Source organism: Microbacterium sp. CFBP9034 (assembly GCF_034045255.1).
In the GTDB taxonomy this organism is placed as follows: domain Bacteria; phylum Actinomycetota; class Actinomycetes; order Actinomycetales; family Microbacteriaceae; genus Microbacterium.
In genome coordinates this window covers 397708-421051 of record NZ_JAXCWC010000002.1, presented here as the reverse complement: position 1 = coordinate 421051, position 23344 = coordinate 397708, and the positions used below count along the sequence as shown (strand labels likewise).

20 protein-coding genes and 1 pseudogene are annotated in these 23344 nt (G+C 70.3%); 8 read left to right on the top strand and 13 right to left on the bottom strand.

Annotated elements, in window-relative coordinates:
• Positions 1 to 41 precede the first annotated feature (41 nt).
• A pseudogene (gene ligD, locus SOM19_RS13175) lies at positions 42 to 1289 on the top strand (non-homologous end-joining DNA ligase).
• On the opposite strand, the gene SOM19_RS13170 reads toward ligD, so the two are convergent.
• Complete coding sequence (locus SOM19_RS13170; protein WP_320487052.1) at positions 1235 to 1825, bottom strand: TetR/AcrR family transcriptional regulator; 591 nt, start codon at positions 1823 to 1825, stop codon at positions 1235 to 1237. The pseudogene ligD and the gene SOM19_RS13170 overlap by 55 nt on opposite strands.
• 79 nt (positions 1826 to 1904) lie before the next feature.
• On the opposite strand from SOM19_RS13170, the gene SOM19_RS13165 reads away from it, so the two are divergent.
• Positions 1905 to 2618, top strand: a complete 714-nt coding sequence (locus SOM19_RS13165) for an MBL fold metallo-hydrolase (RefSeq protein WP_320487051.1) — start codon at positions 1905 to 1907, stop codon at positions 2616 to 2618.
• Positions 2619 to 3040: 422 nt separating this feature from the next.
• Here the strand turns inward: SOM19_RS13165 and SOM19_RS13160 are convergent, their stop codons facing one another.
• The 10 genes from SOM19_RS13160 to SOM19_RS13115 form a co-directional block, all read right to left on the bottom strand.
• Positions 3041 to 3625 (bottom strand): ClpP family protease, encoded by a 585-nt coding sequence (locus SOM19_RS13160; RefSeq protein WP_320487050.1) that lies wholly within the window; start codon positions 3623 to 3625, stop codon positions 3041 to 3043.
• Positions 3622 to 4251, bottom strand: coding sequence for a ClpP family protease (locus SOM19_RS13155; protein ID WP_320487049.1), 630 nt, complete (start codon positions 4249 to 4251; stop codon positions 3622 to 3624). The genes SOM19_RS13160 and SOM19_RS13155 overlap by 4 nt, the downstream gene beginning before the upstream one ends.
• A 217-nt stretch (positions 4252 to 4468) precedes the next feature.
• Positions 4469 to 5863 carry a glycosyltransferase gene (locus SOM19_RS13150; RefSeq protein WP_320487048.1) on the bottom strand — a complete coding sequence of 465 codons (1395 nt, stop codon included), beginning with the start codon at positions 5861 to 5863 and terminating at the stop codon, positions 4469 to 4471.
• A gap of 168 nt (positions 5864 to 6031) precedes the next feature.
• Positions 6032 to 7615: a glutamine-hydrolyzing GMP synthase gene (gene guaA / locus SOM19_RS13145; protein WP_320487047.1), complete on the bottom strand. Its 1584-nt coding sequence runs from the start codon at positions 7613 to 7615 to the stop codon at positions 6032 to 6034.
• Positions 7612 to 8115 (bottom strand): DUF3817 domain-containing protein, encoded by a 504-nt coding sequence (locus tag SOM19_RS13140; protein ID WP_320487046.1) that lies wholly within the window; start codon positions 8113 to 8115, stop codon positions 7612 to 7614. The genes guaA and SOM19_RS13140 overlap by 4 nt, the downstream gene beginning before the upstream one ends.
• 52 nt (positions 8116 to 8167) lie before the next feature.
• Positions 8168 to 9001: an SURF1 family protein gene (locus tag SOM19_RS13135; protein ID WP_414683654.1), complete on the bottom strand. Its 834-nt coding sequence runs from the start codon at positions 8999 to 9001 to the stop codon at positions 8168 to 8170.
• Positions 8998 to 10116, bottom strand: coding sequence for a GuaB3 family IMP dehydrogenase-related protein (locus SOM19_RS13130; RefSeq protein ID WP_320487737.1), 1119 nt, complete (start codon positions 10114 to 10116; stop codon positions 8998 to 9000). The genes SOM19_RS13135 and SOM19_RS13130 overlap by 4 nt, the downstream gene beginning before the upstream one ends.
• A 61-nt stretch (positions 10117 to 10177) precedes the next feature.
• Entirely contained in the window at positions 10178 to 11866 is a 1689-nt protein-coding gene (locus SOM19_RS13125; protein ID WP_320487045.1) for an ABC-F family ATP-binding cassette domain-containing protein, read from the bottom strand.
• Between the two features lie 86 nt (positions 11867 to 11952).
• Entirely contained in the window at positions 11953 to 12231 is a 279-nt protein-coding gene (locus SOM19_RS13120) for a DUF2277 domain-containing protein (RefSeq protein WP_320487044.1), read from the bottom strand.
• An 86-nt stretch (positions 12232 to 12317) separates the two neighbouring features.
• On the bottom strand, positions 12318 to 12962 hold the full coding sequence (locus SOM19_RS13115) for a TetR/AcrR family transcriptional regulator (RefSeq protein ID WP_320487043.1): 645 nt from the start codon (positions 12960 to 12962) through the stop codon (positions 12318 to 12320).
• Positions 12963 to 13056: 94 nt separating this feature from the next.
• Between SOM19_RS13115 and SOM19_RS13110 the strand changes: the two genes are divergently transcribed.
• Both SOM19_RS13110 and SOM19_RS13105 read left to right on the top strand, forming a co-directional pair.
• Complete coding sequence (locus tag SOM19_RS13110) at positions 13057 to 14517, top strand: MFS transporter (RefSeq protein WP_320487042.1); 1461 nt, start codon at positions 13057 to 13059, stop codon at positions 14515 to 14517.
• A gap of 98 nt (positions 14518 to 14615) precedes the next feature.
• Positions 14616 to 15728, top strand: coding sequence for an FAD-dependent oxidoreductase (locus tag SOM19_RS13105; RefSeq protein WP_320487041.1), 1113 nt, complete (start codon positions 14616 to 14618; stop codon positions 15726 to 15728).
• Here the strand turns inward: SOM19_RS13105 and guaB are convergent.
• Positions 15725 to 17227: an IMP dehydrogenase gene (gene guaB / locus SOM19_RS13100; protein ID WP_320487040.1), complete on the bottom strand. Its 1503-nt coding sequence runs from the start codon at positions 17225 to 17227 to the stop codon at positions 15725 to 15727. The two genes, SOM19_RS13105 and guaB, sit on opposite strands and share 4 nt — an antisense overlap.
• Before the next feature lie 322 nt (positions 17228 to 17549).
• Between guaB and SOM19_RS13095 the strand changes: the two genes are divergently transcribed.
• The 4 genes from SOM19_RS13095 to SOM19_RS13080 all read left to right on the top strand — a co-directional run bounded on the left by SOM19_RS13095 (position 17550) and on the right by SOM19_RS13080 (position 21692).
• Complete coding sequence (locus tag SOM19_RS13095; RefSeq protein ID WP_320487039.1) at positions 17550 to 18854, top strand: branched-chain amino acid ABC transporter permease; 1305 nt, start codon at positions 17550 to 17552, stop codon at positions 18852 to 18854.
• Positions 18855 to 18857: 3 nt separating this feature from the next.
• Positions 18858 to 19856, top strand: coding sequence for a branched-chain amino acid ABC transporter permease (locus SOM19_RS13090; protein ID WP_320487038.1), 999 nt, complete (start codon positions 18858 to 18860; stop codon positions 19854 to 19856).
• 166 nt (positions 19857 to 20022) lie between these two features.
• Entirely contained in the window at positions 20023 to 20898 is an 876-nt protein-coding gene (locus SOM19_RS13085) for an ABC transporter ATP-binding protein (RefSeq protein ID WP_320487736.1), read from the top strand.
• A gap of 83 nt (positions 20899 to 20981) precedes the next feature.
• Positions 20982 to 21692: an ABC transporter ATP-binding protein gene (locus tag SOM19_RS13080; RefSeq protein WP_320487735.1), complete on the top strand. Its 711-nt coding sequence runs from the start codon at positions 20982 to 20984 to the stop codon at positions 21690 to 21692.
• 161 nt (positions 21693 to 21853) lie between these two features.
• On the opposite strand, the gene SOM19_RS13075 is transcribed toward SOM19_RS13080, so the two are convergent.
• Entirely contained in the window at positions 21854 to 23140 is a 1287-nt protein-coding gene (locus SOM19_RS13075; RefSeq protein ID WP_320487037.1) for an ABC transporter substrate-binding protein, read from the bottom strand.
• Between the last annotated feature and the right edge of the window lie 204 nt (positions 23141 to 23344).

Here is a 23344-nt window from a genome sequence, read left to right as displayed (position 1 = left end):
GGCCTCTGGCCGAGCCGGAACGGCGCCGCTAGCGTGGGCGGATGAGCCCCGCACGCAAGGAAGAGATCCTCGAGGTCGAGGGGCACCAGGTGCGCATCTCGAGCCCGGACAAGCCCGTGTTCCCCGAGCCCGGCCTGACCAAGCTCGACGTCGTGCGCTATTACCTGGCCATCGCCGAGGGGGCGCTGCGCGGTGCCGGCGGCCGGCCGATGGTGCTCAAGCGGTTCGTGAAGGGAATCGATCAGGAGGCCTTCTTCCAGAAGCGCGTGCCCGAGAACCACCCCGACTTCATCGACACCGCGACGCTGCAGTACGCCCGGGGCACCTCGGCCGAGGAGGCGGTGATCCGGGATGCCGCGGGCCTCGCCTGGGTCGTCAACCTCGGCTGCCTCGACCTCAACCCCCATCCGGTCCGCGCCGAAGACCTCGATCATCCCGATGAGCTGCGCATCGACCTCGATCCGATGCCCGGGGTGGACTGGTCGCAGATCGTCGACGTCGCCTTCGTCGCCCGCGAGGTGCTCGACGACGTGGGGCTCGTCGGCTGGCCGAAGACGAGCGGATCCCGAGGCCTCCACATCCTGGTGCGCATCGCGCCGCACTGGGACTACAAGCAGGTGCGTCTGGCCGCCGAGACGCTCGCGCGGGAGGTGGAGAACCGCGCCCCCGGGCTCGCGACGGCCCGGTGGTGGAAGGAGGAGCGCGGCGAGAGCGTCTTCGTGGACTTCAACCAGAACGCCAAGGATCGCACCGTGGCATCGGCCTAGTCCATCCGGCCGCTGCCCGACGCGCGGGTCTCGACGCCGATGGACTGGGACGAGGTGCCCGACCGACGGCCCGAGGAGTTCACGGTGCGGACGGTGCTCGAGCGGTACGCCGCGATCGGCGACCCGCACCGGGGCATCGACGACGCCGTCGGCACGCTCGACGGGCTGCTCGCCCTCGCCGAGGAGCTCGGCCCCGCCGAGAAGCCGCCGCGCGCCGGCGACGGCTCGGGCCGGCGAGCATCCACCATGCCGCTGATCGAGATCGCCCGCACCAAGACCAAGCCCGAGGCGCTGGAGGTGCTCGACGAGTGGCGATCGCGGCATCCGTCCGTCGTTCCCCACCTGCATCCGGCGGACGTGCTCGTCGACGGCATGCGCGGGTCCAGCTCGCTCTGGTACCGCGTCCGCGTGAACCTGCAGCACGTGCCCGAGGCCGAACGGCCGCCGCAGGAGGCGCTCCTCGCCGACTACGACCCGTGGGCCGGCAAGGTGTGGCCCGGACGCGACGAGGCCGGCGGCTGACCGTCGACGTCGTGCGGCGCGATGCCCGCTGACAGCCGGGCGAGGCCGTAGTCGAAGGCGGCGTCGACGTCGCCCCCGAGGCGGAACGCGCCGGCGAGCTCCATGCTGACGAACCCCGTCACCCACGCGGTCACGAGGCGGGCTTCGTCCAGGGCTCGGTCCGCCCCGACAAGCTCGCGGGCCGCGCGGAGCACCGGGACGCTGGCCCGCTCGAGTGCCTCGGTGCTCGTCCCGATCGCGTACATGAGTCGGAAACCCTCCGGACGGGCGTGCGCGAACGCCCGGTAAGCGCGCGCGAGTCCGGGAAGGGAGCCATCGGATGCCGCGACCCGCGCTCTGAGAGCATCCACGGTGGCGTCGGCGACGAGCTGCAGCAGGGCGTCACGGTCGCGCACCCGCTTGTACAGCGAGGGTGCGCGGACGCCCACCCGCTCGGCGACGGCCTGCATGGTGACCCTCGACGGGCCGCCGAGTTCGAGGAGATCGCATCCCGCTTCGACGATGGCGGGGAGTGAGGTTCGATCCGGGGTCGGCATGACGTCTCCTGTGATGGCTATTGACGTAAGCCATGATAGCTACGTACCATAGCCAGCACAACCACTTTCGGAGGATGCCATGCGACTCGGACCACACCTGCACCGGATCGGCAACGACACCGTCGCGGCCTACCTCATCGTCACGGCGGAGGGCATCACCGTGATCGACGCCGGTCTGCCCGGACATTGGAACGATCTCGTCGCCGAGCTGGAGTCCCTCGGCCGTTCGGTGGACGACGTCCGGGGCGTGGTGCTCACCCACGGCGACAGCGACCACCTCGGGTTCGCCGAGCGGCTGCGTCGCGACCACGGGGTGCCGGTGTACGTTCACGCCGCCGACGCCGAGCGCGCCCGTTGCGGCGACAAGCCGAAGACGCCGATGGGCCCCATGCGCGTGGGCCCGACGCTCGGTTTCTTCACCTACGCGCTGCGCAAGAAGGGCTGGCGCACGGAGTACGTGAAGGAGGTCGTTGAGCTCGCCGACGGCGACGTGCTCGACCTCCCCGGCGCGCCCCGGGTGATCGGGCTTCCCGGGCACTCCCCCGGAAGCATTGCCGTGCACGTGCCCCTCGCCGAGGCGGTGTTCGTCGGCGACGGGCTCACCACACGCCACGTGCTCACCGGCCGCACCGGCGTGCAGCCGGCGCCGTTCACGGACGACCCCGACCTGGCCCTCGAGTCGCTCGACCGGCTCGCCGACGTCGGGGCATCCTGGGTCCTGCCGGGTCATGGCGCGCCGTGGCAGGGGTCGCCCGCCGACCTCGCGGCGCAGGCGCGGGCCGCTCGCGGCTGACGCCTGCCAAGCCCTGCCCGCCGCCCGGCCGCGCGTCCGCGAGTCAGAACTCCTGCTCGACGCCGAGGCGCGCGGCGGCGGACCGCGGATTTCCGCCCGGGCGCTGCGCACCGCGCCCACGATTGGGAGGAGTTGTGACACGGCCTCCGTGCCGGACGCCTCGGGGCCGCGCCCCCCGTTCCGCCCAACCGGGCCTGAGCGGGGTGTCACAACTCCTGCTCGACCCGTTGGCCTGCGGCCGCCGCCCGCGGATCTCCGCCAGGCGCGGCCGAACGGGCCACGCCCAGGCGGAGTTGTGACACGCCGAGGCGGTGTTGCGGCACGGCGCCCGCGGCCGACCGGGCCCACGCCCAGGCGGAGTTGTGACACACTCGCCGCCCAGCGGGCCGGCTCGGCATTGAGCCGTCCACCCCTGCTCGGGCTCAGCGCTCGAGGATCCGGTCCGCGATGCCGTAGGCCACGGCATCCGGTGCGGTGAAGATCCGGTCACGATCGGTGTCGGCGCGCAGCTGCTCGGGTGACTTCCCGGTGTGCCGGGCGAGGATCGCCTCGACCTCGCCGCGCACGCGCACCAGTTCGTCCGCCTGGAGGATGAGGTCGGGGATCGCGCCCCGGCCCTGACCCGCGGGCTGATGCAGGACGACCCGGGCGTGCGGCAGCACCGCGCGCTTGCCGGCCGCGCCCGCCGCGAGCATGACCGCGCCGACGCCGATCGCCTGCCCGACGACGGTGGTGGCGACATCCGGCCGCACGTGCTGCATCGTGTCGTACACCGCGAGCATCGCCGCCGGATCGCCCCCCTCGCAGTTGATGTACAGCTGGATGTCGCGCTCGGGGCTGTCCGCGTCGAGGTGCAGGAGCTGCGCGATGAGCGCATTCGCGACGCCGGCATCGATGCCCGTGCCGAGGTACACCACGCGCTCGGCGAGGAGGTGCGAGTAGACGTCCATCACGCGGTCGCCGCGCGGATGCTGCGCCACGACGTTGGGGATCGTGTACGAGGTCATGCCGCCACCTCCGCCGGTCCGACGCCGAGCCCGGCCGCTCTCCGGCGCCGCGGCACGACCTGCGCGAAGTCCTCGACGATGCCGTCGATGAAGCCGTAGGCGCGAGCCTCGCGTGCGGTGTACCAGCGGTCGTGCAGCGAGTCCTCGAAGATGCGGTCGACGCTCTGCCCGGTGTCGGCCGCGATCAAGCCGAGCACCGTGTCGCGCATGTGCCGCAGGTCTCCGGCCTGCACCTCGACGTCGACCGTCGACCCGCCGATGCCCGCCGAGCCCTGATGCATGAGGATCCGGGCGTGCGGCAGCGCACGGCGCTTGCCCGGCGTGCCGGCCGACAGCAGGAACTGCCCGGCGCTGCAGGCCAGTCCGAGCGCGAGGGTCGCGACGTCGTTGGGGATCAGCCGCATGACATCGCGGATCGCCAGCATCGACGGCACCGATCCGCCCGGCGAGTGGATCCAGAGGGAGATGTCGGATGCCTCGTCCTCGGCCGCGAGCGCCAGCAGCTGGGTCGCGATCAGGGTGCCGTTGTCGTCGTCGAGCACGCCGTCGAGCACGAGCACCCGCTGGTGGAACAGCTCGCGCCGTGCGTCGGCCCCGAACTGTGGGATCTTTCCTTCTTCAGCCATATGCCCAGCCTGCGCCGGGGCGCGGGGCGCGGCATCCGGTTCCGCCCCCGGCGGCTCCGCCCAGGGCGGATCGCTCGTTCCGCGCTGGACGGCCCGCGCCCCGCCTGGATCTCGAGTCGCCAAGACACGCCGACCCCCGGCGCCCGCATCCGGCGTGTCTTGGCGACTCAGGTAGAGAAAGGGCGCGCCCGCGCCCGCGCAGGTCGCACGGCGGGGATCAGACGCGGCGCGAGGGGGCTGCGAGCACGTCCTCCACGGCCTGCACCAGGGCGGCGGTCACCCGCTCGGGGTCGACCCGCCGCGTCATCTGGGCCGCCTCGCGTGCGAGCCGGGCGTGCTCCTCGGGGTCGGCGATCACTCGCACGATCGCCGCGGCCAGCGCGTCCTCGTCGCCGTCGGGCACGAGCACGCCGCCGCCGCCGGCCAGGTGGTCGCGCGGACCGTAGGGCACGTCGTACGCGACGACGGGGCATCCGTGCACCATCGCCTCGACGATCGCGAGCGCCTGGCCCTCGAACGCCGACGTGGTGAGGAACGCGGATGCCTGATCCAGGACGCCGCTCGGATCGTCGGTGATGCCGCGCAGCACCACGTGGGCGCCGAGGCCGAGCTCGTCGATGAGCTCCTGCAGCCGGTCGTGCTCCACGCCGCCGCCGTAGATGTCGAGGGTCGCGTGGGGCACCTGTTCGAGCACCGCCCGGAACGCGCGCACGGCGTGGTCCACGCGCTTCCCCGGCGCGAGACGGTTGAGCATGACGACGCGGCCGGGGGCGCGCTCCGAGCCCGGAACCACCGAGGAGGCCGCCGGCACGCCCGCCGGGATCACGAGGTGCACCCCCTCGTCGCCGAACCGCTCGATGACGTCCGCACGCTGGGCCTCGCTCAGCCACAGCACGGCATCGAAGCGCTCGGCGAGGCTGAACCACCGCGTCCACAGCGGGTTGAGTGGAGCGTCGGGCGTGTGGGGCGGCTCGAGGTGGATGGTGTGGATGGAGTGGATGAGCCGGACGCCGGGATCGCTCCATCCCGCGATCAACTCGCCCAGCTGGCGCGACTCGCAGATCACGACGACCGGCTTGTCGCTGCCACCGGCACGGAGCTGCCGCACGACGTTCTCGAGCCACGCCCGGTACAGCGCGCCGAAGCCGGCGACCACTCCGGCCACTCGTCCGTCGGCACCGTAGACCGCCACGGGCGCCGTGGTGATGTGCCAGTCGGGGTCGCCGTGGATCACCGGCAGGCCGACGACCGGCCGGCCCGCCTCGTCGTCGATGCGCCGGTACGCCAGGGCGGCATCGGGCTCACCCGGGTGCGCGGCATCCCGCAGCCACGCCGCGGCGCCTCCCGCGGGATCGGATGCCTCGTCGAACAGGTTGCGCATGCGCTCAGGGTCGACGATCAGGGCGCGCTCGTCGAACGCCCGGCGGTGCCGCGCATGGTCGGCGGGCGTCCCCGGGTCGAAGGTGAGCAGCAGCGGTCCGCGGCCCTCGTGCACCCCGGCCGCCGCCATCTGCCGGGCCCGCGCGAGGATCGCCAGTCCGTAGCCGCCGTCGTGGTCGGGGATGAGCCGGCTCGACAGGATCAGGTACTCGGCATCCGGGAACGTCGTCACCCTCCCATCCTCCCCCACGAAGCTCGCCCGCTCAGCCCGCTCATCTGTGCGAGATCGACCCTTGCGTCTCTGCGCGGCGTCGATTTCGCACAGATGAGCACCTTCACCGGCGAGCGAGAGCACGGGAACGACGGATACCGCGGACAGAAGTCCGCGGCATCCCTCAGATCACTCCCACTCGATGGTCCCCGGCGGCTTCGACGTCACATCGAGCACGACACGGTTGACCTCGCGGACCTCGTTGGTGATGCGGTTCGAGATGCGGGCGAGGACGTCGTAGGGCAGCCGCGTCCAGTCCGCGGTCATCGCGTCTTCCGACGACACCGGGCGCAGCACGATCGGGTGGCCGTAGGTGCGGCCGTCGCCCTGCACGCCCACCGAGCGCACGTCGGCGAGGAGTACGACGGGGCACTGCCAGATCTCGCCGTCGAGGCCGGCCTTCGTCAGCTCTTCGCGGGCGATCGCGTCGGCGTCGCGCAGAATCTCGAGGCGGTCAGCGGTGACCTCACCCACGATCCGGATGCCGAGGCCGGGGCCCGGAAACGGCTGACGGGCGACGATCTCCTCCGGCAGGCCGAGCTCGCGGCCGATGGCGCGCACCTCGTCCTTGAAGAGGGTGCGCAGCGGCTCGACGAGCTCGAACAGCAGGTCCTCGGGGAGGCCGCCGACGTTGTGGTGCGACTTGATGTTGGCGGTGCCCGTGCCGCCGCCGGACTCGACGACGTCGGGGTACAGGGTGCCCTGCACGAGGAAGCGGATCGGCTCGCCGTCGGCAGCGGCCTCGGCGACCAGCTCGCGCTCGGCGGCCTCGAACGAGCGGATGAACTCGCGGCCGATGATCTTGCGCTTCTGCTCCGGGTCGCTCACGCCTTCCAGCGCGTTCAGGAACTGCTCGCGGGCATCGATCGTGATCAGGCGGACGCCGGTGGAGGCGACGTAGTCGTTCTCGACCTGCTCGCGCTCGCCCTTCCGCAGCAGCCCGTGGTCGACGAAGATCGCGGTGAGCTGATCCCCGACGGCCTTGTGGACCAGTGCGGTCGACACCGCGGAGTCCACGCCGCCCGAGAGGGCCGAGATCACCCGGCCGGAGCCGATCTGCGCCTGGATGCGCTCGACCTGCTCGGCGATCACGTTGCCGCTGTTCCAGTCCGCCGGGAGGCCCGCTGCCTTGTGGAGGAAATTCTCGATGACCTGCTGACCGTGATCCGAGTGCTTCACCTCGGGGTGCCACTGCACCCCGTAGAAGCGCTTCTCGTCGCTGCCGAATGCGGCGACCGGCGTGGCCGTGGTCGACGCGAGCACGTCGAAGCCGTCGGGTGCCTTCGAGACCTGGTCGCCGTGGCTCATCCACACGTTCTGGTCGACGGGCTGGCCGCCCAGGAGCACACCGCCGTCGCCCGTGACCGCGGCATCCGTCGCCCCGTACTCGCGGAGTCCGGTGTTGGCGACCTCGCCGCCGAGGGCCTGCGCCATCACCTGGAAGCCGTAGCAGATGCCCAGCGTCGGCACACCCAGGTCGAACACCCCCGTGTCAAGCGCGGGTGCACCGGGCTCGTAGACCGACGAGGGTCCGCCGGAGAGGATGATGCCGACCGGGTTCTTCGCCGCGATCTCGGCCGCCGAGGCGGTGTGCGGCACGATCTCGCTGTACACGCCCGCCTCGCGGACCCGCCGTGCGATCAGCTGCGCGTACTGCGCGCCGAAGTCGACGACCAGGACGGGACGCTGGGAGGTTTCGGTCTGCTCGGTCAACGCTTGTTCTCCGTGGGGATCGCGTGGGTGAGGGATGAGTGCTCGGCGCGCGAGTGCAGCTCGGCGTCTTCGCGCTCCTGCAGGTAGTGCTTGACCTCGCGGGCCACGCGCGCCTCCATGAAGAACGACAGGAACGGCACGATTCCACCGGCGGCGAGCATCGCCAGCCGCCAGAGGTTCCACCGCATCAGGCTCCACACGCGGAAGCACGAGATGAGGTAGACCACGTAGAACCAGCCGTGGGCGACGAGGATGCCGAGCGACAGGTTGATCCCGTCGCCGGTGGACTCCAGACCCTCGGGGCCCTCGACCACGGGCGCGAACCACAGGAACCCGCCGGAGCCGCCGAGGAAGAGCTCGAGGTGCAGCGGCGTGTACTTGAGGATCATCTCGCCGACCAGGAGCAGCAGCATCGTTCCCGTGATGACGGAGCAGATCTGGTAGAACTTCAGGGCTCCGCGGATCGCCGGAAACGTAGCGAGCTTGGGGGCGCGGGGCATGGCCCCAGTCTACCCGCGGCATTCCGCGGTGCCGTCCGGCCGGGAGCGGGCCTCAGGTGGCGGCATCCTCGAAGTCCTCGACCTCCTTCTCCCACGCGTCGCGCGCGAGACGGTACCAGAGGTAGAACGCGAAGCCCGCGAAGACCGCCCACTCGGCGGCGTAGAAGATGTTCAGCCAGTTGACGCCGGATCCCTCCTCGGGCGCAGGCGACGAGATCGCGTCGAGTCCGCCCAGCGGCTCGGTCGATGCGATGTACGGGCGATAGACGTCGAGCTGCTCGACGTCGTGCCAGCGGCCGAGCAGCGCGGCCGGTGACATCCGCGTCATGGTCTGCGGATCGGCGCTCTTCGGCGGCAGCGCAGGGCCTTCGTCCGAGATCAGGCGCCCGCTCACTTCGACGGGCGGGGAATCGGATGCCGCGGCCTCCGCCTCGAGCCGCTCCACCGCGGCGAGCGCCTCCTCCTCCGTCTCGGCCCAGCCGAGCGCGACGGCGACCGAGACCCGTGACGCCGGATCGGCGATCCGCAGCTGTCCGGTCACCCAGTAGCCCTCGACATCGTCGTTGAAACGGGAGGCGACAAGCAGGAAGTCACCGGGCACCCACGCGCCCTCGGTGCTCACGCGCTGGCCGACGCTCGGCTCGGGGAGGTACGCGCCGGGCTGGGTGACCTCGGCGAGCGGCACGACCTCCTCGGTCGCGCCCGGAGGAGCCGGGTTCGTATCGACCGCGCGGCCCAGCTGCCACTGGCCGAGCCAGGCGAACACGCCGGCGACGGTGAGGCAGAGCAGCAGCATCCCGATCCACTGCGGCCGCAGCATGACCTCGCGCAGCGTCGGCGGGAACGCTTCGGCCTCGGGAGCCGTCGGGGTGCCGGGGCCGGTCATCCCGCGCTGTAGGGCGCCACGACGACCTCGACCCGCTGGAACTCCTTGAGGTCGGAGTACCCGGTCGTGGCCATCGACTTGCGCAGCGCCCCGATGAGGTTCGCGGTGCCGTCGGCCACCGGGGCCGGGCCGTAGAGGACCTCCTCGAGCGAGGCGACCTGGTCGACCTTCACGCGGCGGCCGCGCGGCAGCTTGGAGTGGTGAGCTTCGGGCCCCCAGTGGAAGCCCTGGCCGGGGGCATCCGTCGCCCGCGCGAGCGCGACACCGAGCATCACGGCATCCGCTCCCATCGCGAGCGCCTTGACGATGTCGCCCGAGGTGCCCACGCCGCCGTCGGCGATGACGTGCACGTAGCGGCCGCCCGACTCGTCGAGGTAGTCGCGGCGAGCGCCGGCGACGTCGGCGACCGCGGTCGCCATGGGCGCGTGCAGCCCGAGGGTCGCGCGGGTGGTGGATGCCGCGCCCCCGCCGAAGCCGACGAGCACGCCCGCTGCGCCCGTGCGCATGAGGTGGAGGGCCGCGGTGTAGGTCGCGGCGCCGCCCACGATGACGGGAACATCGAGGTCGTAGATGAACTTCTTGAGGTTGAGGGGCTGGTCGACGGACGAGACGTGCTCGGCCGAGACGGTCGTGCCACGGATGACGAACAGGTCGACGCCGGCCGCGACGACGGTCTCATACAGCTCCTGGGTGCGCTGCGGCGTCAGTGCGCCCGCGACCGTGACGCCGGCCGCACGGATCTCGGCAAGGCGCTCGCGCACGAGTTCGGGCTTGATCGGCTCGGAGTACAGCTCCTGCATGCGTCGCGTGGCGGCCGTCTTTTCGAGCCCGGAGATCTCGGCGAGGAACGGCGCCGGGTCGTCGTAGCGGGTCCACAGGCCCTCGAGGTCGAGGACGCCCAGGCCGCCGAGCTGGCCGAGCATGATCGCGGTCTGCGGGCTGACGACCGAGTCCATCGGGGCCCCGAGCACCGGGATGTCGAACTGGAAGGCGTCGATCGTCCAGGCGGTCGACACGTCCTCCGGGTTGCGCGTGCGCCGTGACGGCACGACCGCGATGTCGTCGAACGTGTACGCGCGTCGCGCGCGCTTGGCCCGGCCGATCTCGATCTCCATGCTCACGTCCCCAGCCTACCCGGGAGGGTCCGCGGACCCCGATTCCTCGGGCATCCGCTCGTCATCGTTCGCGTGCGACGCGCGTCTCGTCCCACACGGGTGCGTCGGACTCGAACACGCGGCCGTCCGACCCGAACACGACGAAGCGGTCGAACGAGCGCGCCAGCCAGCGGTCGTGGGTCACGGCCAGGACCGTCCCCTCGAAGCGCGCGAGCGCGTCCTGCAACGCTTCGGCCGACACGAGGTCGAGGTTGTCGGTGGGCTCGTCGAGCAGCAGCAGCGTCGCGCCCGACAGCTCGAGCAGCAGGATCTGAAGCCGGGCCTGCTGACCGCCCGACAGGTTGTCGAACGTCTGCTCGGCCTGGCCGACAAGCCCGTACCGGTCCAGGGCGCTGCTCGCGGCATCACGTGGGAGCCCCACCCGGGCGTCTTCGCCGCGGTGCAGGATGTCGAGCAGGGTGCGTCCGGTGAACTCCGGATGCCGGTGGGTCTGCGCGAACCATCCCGGCACCACCCGGGCCCCGAGGATCGCCCGGCCGTCGTGCGCGACGGGTTCGAGCGCGGTGCCCGTGGTCGTCAGGTGGCCGAGCCGCCCGTCGGGATCGGTGCCGCCCCGCGCGAGCAGGCGGAGGAAGTGCGACTTCCCCGAGCCGTTCGAGCCGAGCACGGCCACGCGGTCGCCGAACCACACCTCGAGGTCGAACGGCTTCATGAGCCCGGTGAGCTCGAGCTGCTCTGCGACCACGGCCCGGCGCCCGGTGCGGGCACCGCGCAGCCGCACGTCGAGGTCCTGGTCCTTCGGCCGCTCGAGCGGCGGGCCGACCTCCTCGAACTTCCGCAGCCGGGTCTGCGCGGCGCGGTACCGCGAGGTGAAGCTGTCGTTGGCCGTGGCCTTGACCTTCAGCGCGGCGACGAGGGCCTTGAGCTTGGCGTGCTGCTCGTCCCAGCGCCGGCGCAGCTCGTCGAGGCGCGACATCCGCTCGTCCCGTGCCCGGTGATAGGTGCGGAACCCGCCGCCGTGCACCCAGGCCGTGCTGCCGGCACCGCCCGCCTCGAGTGTGACGATGCGGTCGGCGGCCCGGGCCAGCAGCTCACGGTCGTGTGACACGAGTAGCACGGTCTTCGGGGTCTCGCGGAGGCGCTCCTCGAGCCAGCGCTTGCCGGGAACGTCGAGGTAGTTGTCGGGCTCGTCGAGCAGGAGCACCTGGTCGGGTCCGCGCAGCAGGGCCTCGAGGGCGAGCCGCTTCTGCTCGCCGCCCGAGAGCGTCGTCAGCTCGCGGAACCGGGCCCGGGCGAACGGGATGCCGAGGGCCGTGGTCGTGCAGGTGTCCCACACGGTCTCGTACTCGTACCCGCCGGCCTCGGCGTAGTCGGCGAGCGCACCCGCGTAGCGCATCTGGGTGTCGAGGTCGTCGTGCTCGATGATCGCGGCCTCGGCATCCTCGAGCTCGCGTGCCGACCGGCGCACGCGATCGGGTGCCACGGAGATCAGCAGATCGTGCACGGTCTCTCCCTGCTCGCCATGGCCGACGAACTGGTCCATGACGCCGAGTCCGCCCTCGATGGAGACGACCCCGGAGAGCGCGGGGATCTCATCGCGGATGATGCGCAGCAGGGTCGTCTTTCCGGCGCCGTTCTGGCCGATGAGCGCCGTCGTCGAGCCTTCGCCCACGCGGAACGAGACCTCGTCGAGCAGCGGCCGGCCGTCGGGCAGCGCGTACGAGACGGCGGCGATGTCGATGTACCCCACGATGATCCTGTCTGCTCCGCACGGCAGCCGTCGCCGTTCGGGGAGCCGACCAGACTATCGCAGCGTCAGCGGTCAGCGGTCAGCGGTCAGGCTGCGGCGTACCGGCCCGACTTGATAGCCCGAGCGCGGGCCTTCTCGGCCTCTTCCTCGCGGTTCTTCGCCGGCACCGTCGCGACGAGGTCGTCGAGGAGATGCTGCGTGAGATGGGCGATCTCATGCACGGCGTGGTCGAAGGCCGCCTGGTTGGCCTTGGACGGCTTCGTCGTGCCCGCGATCTTGCGCACGTACTGGAGGGCGGCGGCGTGGACCTCATCGGACGTCGCGGCGGGCTCGAAGTTGTGGAGAGTGTGGATGTTCCGGCACATGCCCCCGACGATACGCCGGGATCCTCACACGCGGAACCGTCGATCCGGACCCCCCAGGCTGGTGCGGAGGGGTCTCGCGCTGACGGCTACCAGCGTTCGTCGCCGCGGGGCACGACCTCGAGCACGTGCGGGAGCTCCGTCGGGAAGCACGCCCGGAAGAGCTCGGTGATCTGGGGGTCCGAGCCGTAGTCGTCGACCAGCCGCAACCCGATCATGGTGCTGATCAGCATCCCCTCGGCCATGAAGGCACGGGCCTCGTCGGCTTCGAGCTTCAGCTCGTCGCGGAAGAAGCGCCACACCGCCGCGAAACCGCGCCGCGCCGCCGGACCGATGACGGGGTGGCTTCCCATCAGGTAGGCGTTCGCGAGGGTCTGGTGCAGGCCGCGGACCTCGATCAGGTCGACGTACGCCTGGCCGATCCGCTTGCCGGCGGGCTCGCCCTCGGTGCCCTCGTCGGCGAGCGCCGCACGGAACGCGGCCAGCAGACGGGCCAGGGCATCCTCGATGGTCGCGAGGAAGAGATTCTCCTTCGAGCCGAAGAGGCGCACCACGTAGGGCTGGCTGACACCGGCGGCGCGAGCGACCTCGTCGGTCGTCGCCCCCTCGTAGCCGCGGGCGCCGAAGACCGCGAGGGCCGCCCGCAGGATCTGCCGTCGGCGCTCGTCGGAAGACAGGCGCTTCGCGGGATCGGGACGGTCCTCGATGACGGCGTCCGCGGGCTGAGTGCTCATGTCGTCAGGTTATCAGCGAATGACTTGACTTTGTAATCATGCGATTACTACATTGGCTTCCGCAAGTAATCATCCAATTACTACCGGAGACCTCATGACCCTCGCAGCCACTACGCCATCCGCCCGACGGGCCCGGCCCTTCGCCCTGATCGTCGCCGCGGCATCCCTCCCGATGTTCATGGCGACGCTCGACAACCTCGTGATGACCAATGCCCTCCCCGTGCTGCACGAGCAGATGGGCGCCTCGGTGGAGGAGCTGCAGTGGTTCGTCAACGCGTACACGCTCGCCTTCGCCGGGGCGATCCTCATCGCCTCGGCACTGGGCGATCGCTTCGGACGCCGCACGGTCTTCGCGATCGGCATCGCGGTGTTCGGGATCGGATCGGTGCTCGCCGCACTGAGCACCGACCCCGGTCAGCTGATCGCCGCGCGCACCGTGCAGGGTCTCGGCGCCGCCGGCGTGATGCCGCTGTCGCTGGCGCTGCTGAGCGGCGCGGTCCCCGCCGCCCGCCGACCTCTCGCCATCGGCATCTGGGGCGGCATCTCCGGCCTCGGCGTCGCCGTCGGACCCCTGGTCGGCGGCGCGATCATGGAAGGCTGGGACTGGCAGGCGATCTTCTGGATCAACGTCCCCGTCGCGATCGTCGCGATCCCCCTCGCGCTCATCGTGCTCGCCAACGACTTCGGCGCCCGTGCGCGCATCGACGTGCCCGGCGCGCTGCTCGCCGCCGCCGGCGTCCTCGCGCTGGTGCACGCCATCGTGCGAGGCAACGACGACGGCTGGGACTCGCTCGGGGTCATCGTCGAGCTCATCGCCGGCGCGCTGCTCATCGTCGGCTTCCTCTGGTGGCAGACGCGCACCCGCGCACCGCTCGTGCCGCTGCGCCTCTTCCGCGACCGGTCGTTCTCGGTCACCAACGTCATCGGCTTCGCGTTCAGCTTCGGCACCTTCGGCTCGGTGTTCATCCTGATCCAGTACCTGCAGGTGGTGCAGGGCTCGACGCCGTTCGAGGCCGCCCTGCAGACCACGCCGTGGACACTCGCCCCCATGTTCGTCGCCCCCATCGCCGGCATCCTGGCACCGCGGGTCGGCACTCGCGTGCTCATGGTGGTCGGGCTCGGGCTGCAGGCCGTCGCGCTCACCTGGATCGCGGCGATCATGTCGACCGACCTGGACTACCCCGCGCTCATCGTGCCCTTCGTGATGGCGGGCGTCGGCATGGCGCTGGTGTTCGCGCCGTCGGCGACCGCGCTGCTGGCCACACTCGGCCTCCTGGACCACGCCAAGGCGTCGGGCGTGAACTCCACCGTGCGCGAACTCGGCGTCGCGCTCGGCACGGCCGTCATGACCGCGATCTTCGTGAGCGCCGGTGGAGCGCTGACACCCGACCTGTACGTCGACGCGGCGCGACCCGCCGTCTTCACCGGGGCGGCCGTGCTGCTCGTCGCCACCATCGCCGCGCTCTGGCTCCCCGCGGGCAGGTCGGACAGTGCAGCGGATGCCGCGGCCCCGGCCGCCGCGGAGGACTCCCCCGAGCTCCAGCCGGTCGGCTGACCACCGCGCAGGGCGAGTGGCGGCAACCGTGCCCGTCACTCGCCCTCCCGCGCAGTATCGAAGGGCGCACGCCGCGCTCTCCCTGCGAGGATGGGCGGATGAGCTCGCGGGAAGTGCACGTCGTCATCGGAGCGGGCGCGATGGGCCTCGCGACGACCTGGCAGCTGGCGCGGGCGGGGCACGAGGTGGTCGCGCTCGAGCGGTTCGAGCGCGGACACGCGCGCGGCGCCTCGCACGGTGCCACCCGCAACTTCAACAACGCGTACGCCGAGGACCACTACCTCGACCTGCTGGCCGCCGCCCGCACCGGCTGGGACGAGCTCGCGCGCACGACCGGCGAGCCGCTGCTGCGGCTGCACGGACTCGTCACGCACGGCGATGACGCTCGTGTCGCGGACACCCACGCCGCGCTGACGTCGCGCGGCGAGCGCGCAGAGGTCCTGGAGCCCGCCGAGGCGGCGCGGCGCTGGACGGGCATGCGGTTCGAGGACGACGTGCTCTTCACGCCCGATGCGGGGGTGGTCCGCGCGGCAGCGGCACTCGAGTCACTCGAGCGGGCGGCGCGGTCGTTCGGCGCCGACGTGCGGTTCGGGCACCGCGTCGTGGGCATCGAGGAGACGGCACACGGGGTGACGGTTTCCGTCGACGCCGACGGCGGGCGGTACGACATCGAAGCCGACACCGTGGTCGTGACCGCCGGGGCCTGGACGGCGTCGGTCCTTCCGGACGGGTTCTCCCTCCCGCGGCTGACCGTGACCGAGGAGAGCCCCGCGCACTTCGCACCTCGGGACGCCGCGGCGGTGTGGCCGTCGTTCAATCACTTCGCCCGAGGCCGCGAGCATCACACCGGCAACGTCTACGGCATGCCCACCCCCGGCGAAGGGGTGAAGGTCGGCCTGCACCTGGTGGGGCAGGTGGTGGATCCGGATGCGCGGACCTTCCAGCCGCTGCCCGAGCGGGCCGCCGAGCTGCACGACTACGTCCGGGAGTGGTTCCCCGGCCTCGACCCCGCCACCGCAGCGCCGATCAGCTGCACCTACACCTCCACCGACACGGAGGACTTCCTCCTCGACCGGCGAGGGCGCATCGTCGTCGGCGCCGGATTCTCCGGCCACGGCTTCAAGTTCACGCCTGCCGTGGGCGCGGTTCTCGCCCGCCTCGCGATGGACGATGCCGCCCGGGCGGCCGCGCCCTTCCGCCTGACGGACTAGCGCTTGTAGTTCGGCGCCTCGACCACGATCTGCACGTCGTGGGGGTGCGACTCTTTGAGCCCGGCCGCGGTGATCCGCACGAACCGGCCCTTTGCCTTGAGCTCGTCGATCGTGCGGGCGCCGACGTAGAACATCGACTGGCGGAGGCCGCCGACGAGCTGGTACGCCACAGCCGACACGGGACCGCGATAGGCCACCTGGCCTTCGATGCCCTCGGGGATGAGCTTGTCGTCGCTGGGCACGTCGGCCTGGAAGTAGCGGTCCTTCGAGTACGAGGTCTTCTTGCCGCGCGTCTGAAGCGCACCGAGCGAGCCCATGCCCCGGTACTGCTTGAACTGCTTGCCGCCCTGGAAGACGATCTCGCCCGGCGACTCGTCGGTGCCCGCGAGGAGCGAGCCGAGCATGACGGTGTCGGCGCCGGCGACCAGCGCCTTGGCGATGTCGCCCGAGTACTGCAGACCGCCGTCGGCGATCACCGGCACGCCCGCTTCGCGCGCGGCGAGATAGGCCTCGTAGACCGCGGTGACCTGGGGCACGCCGACGCCGGCGACGACGCGGGTGGTGCAGATGGAGCCCGGTCCGACGCCGACCTTGACGGCGTCGACGCCGGCGTCGATCAGCGCCTGCGCACCCTCGCGGGTCGCGACGTTGCCGCCGATGACGTCGATGTGGTCGAAGCTGGCGTCGGCCTTGAGCCGGCGAACGACGTCGATGACCCCGGCGGACTGGCCGTTGGCGGTGTCGACGACGAGCACGTCGACACCGGCGTCGCGCAGCGCCTCGGCGCGCTGCCACGCGTCGCCGAAGAAGCCGATCGCGGCGCCGACGCGCAGCCGGCCCTGCTCGTCCTTGGTGGCCAGCGGATACTTCTCGCTCTTGTCGAAGTCCTTGATCGTGATGAGCCCGGCGAGCTTGCCGTCGTCGTCGATGAGCGGCAGCTTCTCGACCCGGTGCTTCGCGAACGTCGCGATGACGTCGTTCGCCCCGATGCCGACCTTGGCGGTGATGAGCCCGTCGGTCGTCATGACGTCCTTGACGAAGGTGGTCTGGCGCTCGAAGCCCGAGACGAAGCGCATGTCGCGGTTGGTCACGATGCCGACGAGGCGGCCGTCGGCGTCGACGACGGGGAGGCCGGAGATGCGGTACGTGGCGCAGAGGTCGTCGACCTCTTCGATGGTCGCGTCCGGCGTGGTCGTGATGGGGTCGGTGATCATGCCCGACTCGCTGCGCTTGACGCGGTCGACCATCGACGCCTGCTCCTCGATGGAGAGGTTGCGGTGGATGATGCCGAGCCCGCCCTCACGAGCGATGGCGATGGCCATCCGCGACTCGGTCACGGTGTCCATCGCGCTGGAGATCAGGGGCGTGGCCACCGTGATGCGGCGGGTCACGCGCGACGACGTATCGGCTTCACTGGGGATGACGTCGGTGTGCCCGGGCAGCAGCAGCACGTCGTCGTACGTCAGTCCGACGAAGCCGAAAGGGTCGTTGTGCTCCATGTGTTCTCCTGCGCTCGCGGCGCGTTTCTCGGGGTGGACGACGACGGCCGGTGCGCGGGAACGCTCCGTACTCGATTCTAAGCGGCGGCGACGGCCATTTGTTCCCGCGTACACGGCGGGCGCGCGATCCTAGCCGGTCGGACACCGCTGTGGATAAGTAGGCGAAACACCGCCGACACATTACATTCGTACTGTCGTCTCACGGCCGATGCGACCCGAAGCTTCGGCGACGCATCGTGCCGCTACTGGAGGTTTTGTGGGTCCTACGACTGTGATCGCGAGGAGATACGCCCGTTGGGCTGTCGTCCTCGTCGGAGTGCTGATGGCAGCGGCGATGGTGCTGCTGGCTTCGCCGACAGGCGCGTACGCGTCGGCGACCGCCCCCGACACCCCCGGCGGTGACCAGGAGGCCACGCCGTTCTACTTCGGCGGCGTCATCACGTTCGACGACGAGCCCGTCCCCGATGTCGTCGTGACGGTCGAGGGCGGCGGCTTCGAGGCCGAGACCATCACCGACGCCGAGGGCAAGTGGCGCCTCTACGTGCCGGAGAAGGACGACTACGTGCTGGTCGTCGACGAGGAGACGCTGCCCGACGGCGTCATCGTGGATCCCGCGCTGCTGCCCGAGGGCATCGCCCCGATGCAGGGGACGACAGCGTCCTTCGAGGTGTCCTTCGGCGCCACCGGCACGAAGATCGTCAACCTCTTCCTCGGCGAGGGCGAGCGCATCACGACGTCGTTCTGGGACCAGTTCACCGAGCGCTTCGTCAACGGCCTCAACTTCGGCCTCCTGCTGGCACTCGCCGCGGTCGGCGTCTCGCTCATCTTCGGCACCACCGGGCTCACCAACTTCGCCCACGCCGAGATGCTCACCTTCGGCGCCGTCATCGCCCTCATCTTCGGCGTCAACTTCGCCCTGCCGATGTGGCTCGTCATCCCGATCGTGATCCTCTTCGGCGCCGCCTTCGGCTGGACGCTCGACGCCGGGCTCTGGAAGCCGCTGCGCCGAAAAGGCATCGGTCTCGTGCAGGCCATGATCGTGAGCATCGGCCTGTCGCTGGCGATCCGCTACGTCTACCTCTTCTTCCTCGGCGGCGGCACGTATCAGCTGCCCGGAGCGGGCGCCGGACGCGACATCCGCCTCGGCCCCATCTCGCTGTCGTGGATCGACCTGGTCTCGATGGGCATCTCGATCGTGCTGCTGCTCGCCGTGGCGTTCTGGCTGCTGCGCACCCGCATCGGCAAGGCGACGCGGGCCATCTCCGACAACCCCGGCCTGGCCGCGGCATCCGGCATCAACGTCGACCGGGTCATCCGGATCGTGTGGGTGCTGTCGGCGTCTCTCGCCGCCGTCGCCGGCGTGCTGTGGGCCTACTTCCGCCCCGGCGTGAAGTGGGACATGGGCGTCCAGGTCCTGCTGCTCATCTTCGCGGCGGTGACGCTCGGCGGGCTGGGAACGGCCTTCGGCGCCCTGATCGGCTCCATCATCGTGGGCCTCCTGGTCGAGCTCTCGACCCTCCTCGGCATCCCGCCCGACATGAAGTACGTCGGTGCACTCGCGGTGCTGATCATCATTCTCCTGGTGAGGCCGCAAGGCCTGCTGGGTCGCAAAGAGAGGCTTGGCTAGGCCATGGATTGGGGACAGATTCTCAACAACACGGCCTACTGGCTGTTCAGTCCTGAGACGATCGCGTACGCCCTGGCGGCGACCGGTCTCGCGGTGCACTTCGGCTACGCCGGACTGCTCAACTTCGGTATGGCCGGCTTCATGGCCCTCGGCGCGTACGGCTACGCCATCTCGATCCTCACGTTCGGGTGGCCCTGGTGGGTCGGCATCATCGTCGGCTGCCTCGCGTCGGTGGTCTTCGCGATCATCCTCGGAATCCCGACGCTGCGGCTCCGCGCGGACTATCTCGCCATCGTGACGATCGCGGCGGCCGAGATCGTCCGGCTGGCGCTGACCACCCAGCTGTTCGACGAGTTCACGAACTCCGCGGACGGGCTCGGCAACTACCACGCGGGCTTCCGTGCGGCCAACCCGTTCCCGAGAGAAGCGGCGGACGGATCGGTCATGACCTACGGCTTCGGCCCATGGACCTGGACGGCCGATCAGCTGTGGGTGCGCGTCTTCGGCATCATCCTGCTCGCGATCGCGGTCTACCTCGTGTGGGCGCTCATGCGCAGCCCATGGGGTCGCGTACTCAAGGGCATCCGAGAGGACGAGGACGCCGTGCGATCGCTCGGCAAGAACGTCTTCGCCTACAAGATGCAGGCCCTCATCATCGGTGGTGTCTTCGGCGCCCTGGGAGGCGTGGTCTTCGCGCTGCCCTCGGCCGTGGTGCCGGCGACCTACACGACGAGCCTCACGTTCTTCATCTGGACGATCCTGCTGCTCGGTGGCGCCGCCACCGTGTTCGGGCCCGTCGTCGGCTCGGTCATCTTCTGGGTGATCATGGGCTTCCTCGGCAACGTGCTCCCGGCGATGTCGTCGGCGGGCCTCCTGCCGATGACGGCCGCCCAGGCCGGCGCGCTGCGCTTCATCCTCGTCGGGGTGGCGCTCATGCTGATCGTGATCTTCCGCCCTCAGGGCATCTTCGGCAACAAGAGGGAGCTGACCTTTGTCAAGTAACAGCACGCCTCCGGAGTCCGTCACCCCGGGTGACGCGTCGCCGCCGACCGGCCCCGCGCCCGTCACGGGCGCGGTGAGCACCGCGACCGGCAGCGTCCGGCGGCCCAAGACGGGCGGACTCGCCAAGGGCGACAACGTCCCCGGTGTCGCGAAGAACGACCCCATCATGGTCATCGACAACGTGACGCGTCGCTTCGGCGGCCTCACCGCCGTCGATGTCGACCACCTGGAGATCCCGCGCGGGGTCATCACGGCGCTCATCGGCCCCAACGGTGCGGGCAAGACCACCCTGTTCAATCTGCTGTGCGGCTTCGACAAGCCCAACAGCGGCACGTGGTCGTTCGAGGGGAAGAACCTCTCGGGCATCCCCTCGTTCAAGGTCGCCCGCATGGGCCAGGTGCGCACCTTCCAGCTGACGAAGGCGCTCTCGCTGCTCACGGTGCTCGAGAACATGAAGCTCGGCGCGACCGGCCAGAAGGGCGAGAACCTCCTGTCGAGCATCATCCCGGCGATCTGGCGCAAGCAGGACGACGCCAACGAAGAGAAGGCCATGGAGCTGCTCGCGCGGTTCAAGCTCGACACGAAGGCCGACGACTACGCGGCCTCTCTCTCCGGCGGCCAGCGCAAGCTCCTCGAGATGGCGCGGGCGCTCATGAGCGATCCGACGCTGGTCATGCTCGACGAGCCCATGGCCGGCGTCAACCCGGCGCTGACCGAGTCGCTCCTCGACCACATCCTCGACCTCAAGGACCTCGGCATGACCGTGCTCTTCGTCGAGCACGACATGCACATGGTGCGCCATATCGCGGACTGGGTCGTCGTCATGGCCGAGGGCCGCGTCGTGGCTGAGGGTCCGCCCGAGACCGTCATGAACGACAAGGCCGTCATCGACGCCTACCTCGGCAGCCACCAGGACGTCGACCTCGGCGTCGTGACCGGCCGCGTCGCGGGCGAGCTCGACACCTCCGCGGTCGAACTGCTGGAGGAGATCAAGGAAGCCGAGGAAGCGGCGATCGCCGACGCCGAGGAGGAGAACAAGTGAGCAGTGCTTCGACAGCGGGCACCCCGTCGACCACGGGTGCAGGATCCGTCGAGGACGCGCGCACCGACCGCGTCGTCGTCGAGATCAACGACCTCTACGCGGGCTACCTCCCCGGCATCAACATCATCAACGGTGCGAACCTCATCGCCCGCAAGGGCGAGCTCATCGGCATCATCGGCCCGAACGGCGCCGGCAAGTCGACGCTGCTCAAGTCGATCTTCGGCATGGTGAAGGTGCGCTCGGGCGAGGTCAACGTCAATGGAGACAGCGTGATCGGGCTCAAGTCCGACAAGCTCGTCACCAAGGGCGTGGGATTCGTCCCGCAGACGAACAACGTCTTCCCCTCGCTCACCATCGAGGAGAACCTGCAGATGGGGCTGTACCAGGCTCCCAAGCAGTACGCCGAGCGTCTGGACTTCGTCACCGGCATCTTCGCCGAGCTGGGCAAGCGCCTCAAGCAGCGCGCCGGGTCGCTCTCGGGCGGCGAGCGCCAGATGGTCGCGATGTCGCGTGCGCTGATGATGGACCCCGCCGTGCTGCTGCTCGACGAGCCGTCGGCCGGGCTCAGCCCGGTCCGTCAGGACGACGCCTTCATCCGCGTCTCCGACATCAACAAGGCCGGCGTGACGATCATCATGGTCGAGCAGAACGCCCGTCGTTGCCTCCAGATCTGCGACCGCGGCTATGTCCTCGACCAGGGCCGCGACGCCTATGAGGGCAGCGGGCGCGATCTGCTCAACGACCCCAAGGTCGTGGGCCTGTACCTGGGCACCCTCGGCACTGAAGGAAACTGACCTCAGGCGCGACAGCGCCGCCGGAAAGGGATGAGCGGATGCCTCGGCATCCGCTCATCCCTTTCCTCGTTCCTGCGGGCCCGGCGGCGGCCGGAGAGAGCCGGCGGGGCAACGGGAAAGGGCCCCGGATCGCTCCGGGGCCCTTCCTGTCAGAACTCGACTCAGATGTCGATGCGGGTGAAGTTGTTGTCCGCACCGTACTCGAAGACACCGACGGTGGCTTCGGTCGGGTCGCCGTTCTCATCGAACGTGATCGGGCCCGAGAAGCCGTCGTAGTCGGCGACGCCGCCCTCGAGGATGATCGTGGCGCAGTCGGCGTAGTTGTCGCACTTCTCGCCCTCACCGCTGCCACCCGAGACCTCGGCGAGCTTGCCGGCGATGTCGGCAGCCTCGGTCGAGTTGGCCGCGAGCGACGCGAGCGCGAGCAGGATGACCGCGTCGTACGACTCGTTGGCGTACGAGAAGTCGGTCAGGTCGGAGTTGCCCTCGCCCGTCCACCAGTCGTTGAGCTCGGTCTGGAAGTCCTCCGGCGTCGCGGGGCCGGCGGGCGTGGTGCCCTTGGCGCCTTCGAGGCTGAGGTCGGCCGGCCACTTGTCGTCGGCGCCGAAGTTCTTCAGGTTGCCGTCGACGAAGTACAGGTCCTCGGCGGGGTAGCCCGCGGAGAGGAGTGCCGGACCGATCGTGAAGATCTCGTCGAACGTGATCAGCACGATGGCGTCGGGGTTGGAGGCAAGCAGCGAGCTGATCTGCGCATCGAACGAGGTGTCACCCGTGTTGTAGGACTGCTCCTCGACGATCGAGCCGCCGGCGCCGGTGAAGGTCTCCTGGAAGACCTCGTTCAGGCCGGTGCCGTACGAGTCGTTGAGGTACAGGACCGCGACGTTCTCGTGGCCGTCTTCGGCGACGACGTTGCCGAGGACCTCGCCCTGGAGCACGTCCGAGGGGGCGGTGCGCCAGTAGAGGCCGTTGTCGTCCCACGACGTGAAGTCGAGGGAGGTGTTGGCCGGCGAGAAGGTGATGATGCCCGCGGCGACGGCGTCGTCGAGGAAGAGCTTCGTGACACCCGACGACGCGGCGCCGATGGCGGCCGAGACACCCTCGGAGATGAGGGTCTGGATCGTGGTCGCGTAGGCCTTGTTGTCGGTGTCGCCCGAGTCGCCCCAGACGATGTCGTCGATCGTCAGGCCGGTGTCGGCAGCGGCGTCGTTGACGTGCTGCGCGGCGAGGCCGACGCCTGCTTCCTCAGGCGGGCCGAGGAACGACAGGCTGCCCGTCTGGGGCAGGATCGTTCCGATCTTGAGGGTGAGGTCGCGCTCCTCGGTGGGGGGCGCGGCCGTCTCGCCGCCCGTGCCGCCGCCGGCGCAGCCGGCGAGGACGAGGGCGCTGGCGCCGGCGAGCGCAACGACGCCGAGGACGGCGGTCTTGCGCGAGCGGGTGAAGACGCTCATGGTGCTCCTTGCTGTGAAATGAAAACGGGAACGGCTCGGGGACCGACCCAGTTCCCCTAACCTAACCGCGCGGAGAGTCACGGAGTGTTGCCATTCGTTAACGATGTGTAACGCATGACAGCGCTTGCCGATCATCCGTCGCCCTCCCTCCGTCTTGCGAAGGCCGGAATACCCCGCAAGGGTATAAAGTTGAACCCGGTGTAC

What these genes read in the sequence shown, in the direction of transcription:
- SOM19_RS13170 (WP_320487052.1), bottom strand. Translation starts at nt 1,825, where the DNA reads ATGCCGACCCCGGATCGAACCTCACTCCCCGCCATCGTCGAAGCGGGA.
- SOM19_RS13165 (WP_320487051.1), top strand. Translation starts at nt 1,905, where the DNA reads ATGCGACTCGGACCACACCTGCACCGGATCGGCAACGACACCGTCGCG.
- SOM19_RS13160 (WP_320487050.1), bottom strand. Translation starts at nt 3,625, where the DNA reads ATGACCTCGTACACGATCCCCAACGTCGTGGCGCAGCATCCGCGCGGC.
- SOM19_RS13155 (WP_320487049.1), bottom strand. Translation starts at nt 4,251, where the DNA reads ATGGCTGAAGAAGGAAAGATCCCACAGTTCGGGGCCGACGCACGGCGC.
- SOM19_RS13140 (WP_320487046.1), bottom strand. Translation starts at nt 8,115, where the DNA reads ATGCCCCGCGCCCCCAAGCTCGCTACGTTTCCGGCGATCCGCGGAGCC.
- SOM19_RS13135 (WP_414683654.1), bottom strand. Translation starts at nt 9,001, where the DNA reads ATGACCGGCCCCGGCACCCCGACGGCTCCCGAGGCCGAAGCGTTCCCG.
- SOM19_RS13130 (WP_320487737.1), bottom strand. Translation starts at nt 10,116, where the DNA reads ATGGAGATCGAGATCGGCCGGGCCAAGCGCGCGCGACGCGCGTACACG.
- SOM19_RS13120 (WP_320487044.1), bottom strand. Translation starts at nt 12,231, where the DNA reads ATGTGCCGGAACATCCACACTCTCCACAACTTCGAGCCCGCCGCGACG.
- SOM19_RS13115 (WP_320487043.1), bottom strand. Translation starts at nt 12,962, where the DNA reads ATGAGCACTCAGCCCGCGGACGCCGTCATCGAGGACCGTCCCGATCCC.
- SOM19_RS13110 (WP_320487042.1), top strand. Translation starts at nt 13,057, where the DNA reads ATGACCCTCGCAGCCACTACGCCATCCGCCCGACGGGCCCGGCCCTTC.
- SOM19_RS13105 (WP_320487041.1), top strand. Translation starts at nt 14,616, where the DNA reads ATGAGCTCGCGGGAAGTGCACGTCGTCATCGGAGCGGGCGCGATGGGC.
- guaB (WP_320487040.1), bottom strand. Translation starts at nt 17,227, where the DNA reads ATGGAGCACAACGACCCTTTCGGCTTCGTCGGACTGACGTACGACGAC.
- SOM19_RS13095 (WP_320487039.1), top strand. Translation starts at nt 17,550, where the DNA reads ATGGCAGCGGCGATGGTGCTGCTGGCTTCGCCGACAGGCGCGTACGCG.
- SOM19_RS13090 (WP_320487038.1), top strand. Translation starts at nt 18,858, where the DNA reads ATGGATTGGGGACAGATTCTCAACAACACGGCCTACTGGCTGTTCAGT.
- SOM19_RS13085 (WP_320487736.1), top strand. Translation starts at nt 20,023, where the DNA reads ATGGTCATCGACAACGTGACGCGTCGCTTCGGCGGCCTCACCGCCGTC.
- SOM19_RS13075 (WP_320487037.1), bottom strand. Translation starts at nt 23,140, where the DNA reads ATGAGCGTCTTCACCCGCTCGCGCAAGACCGCCGTCCTCGGCGTCGTT.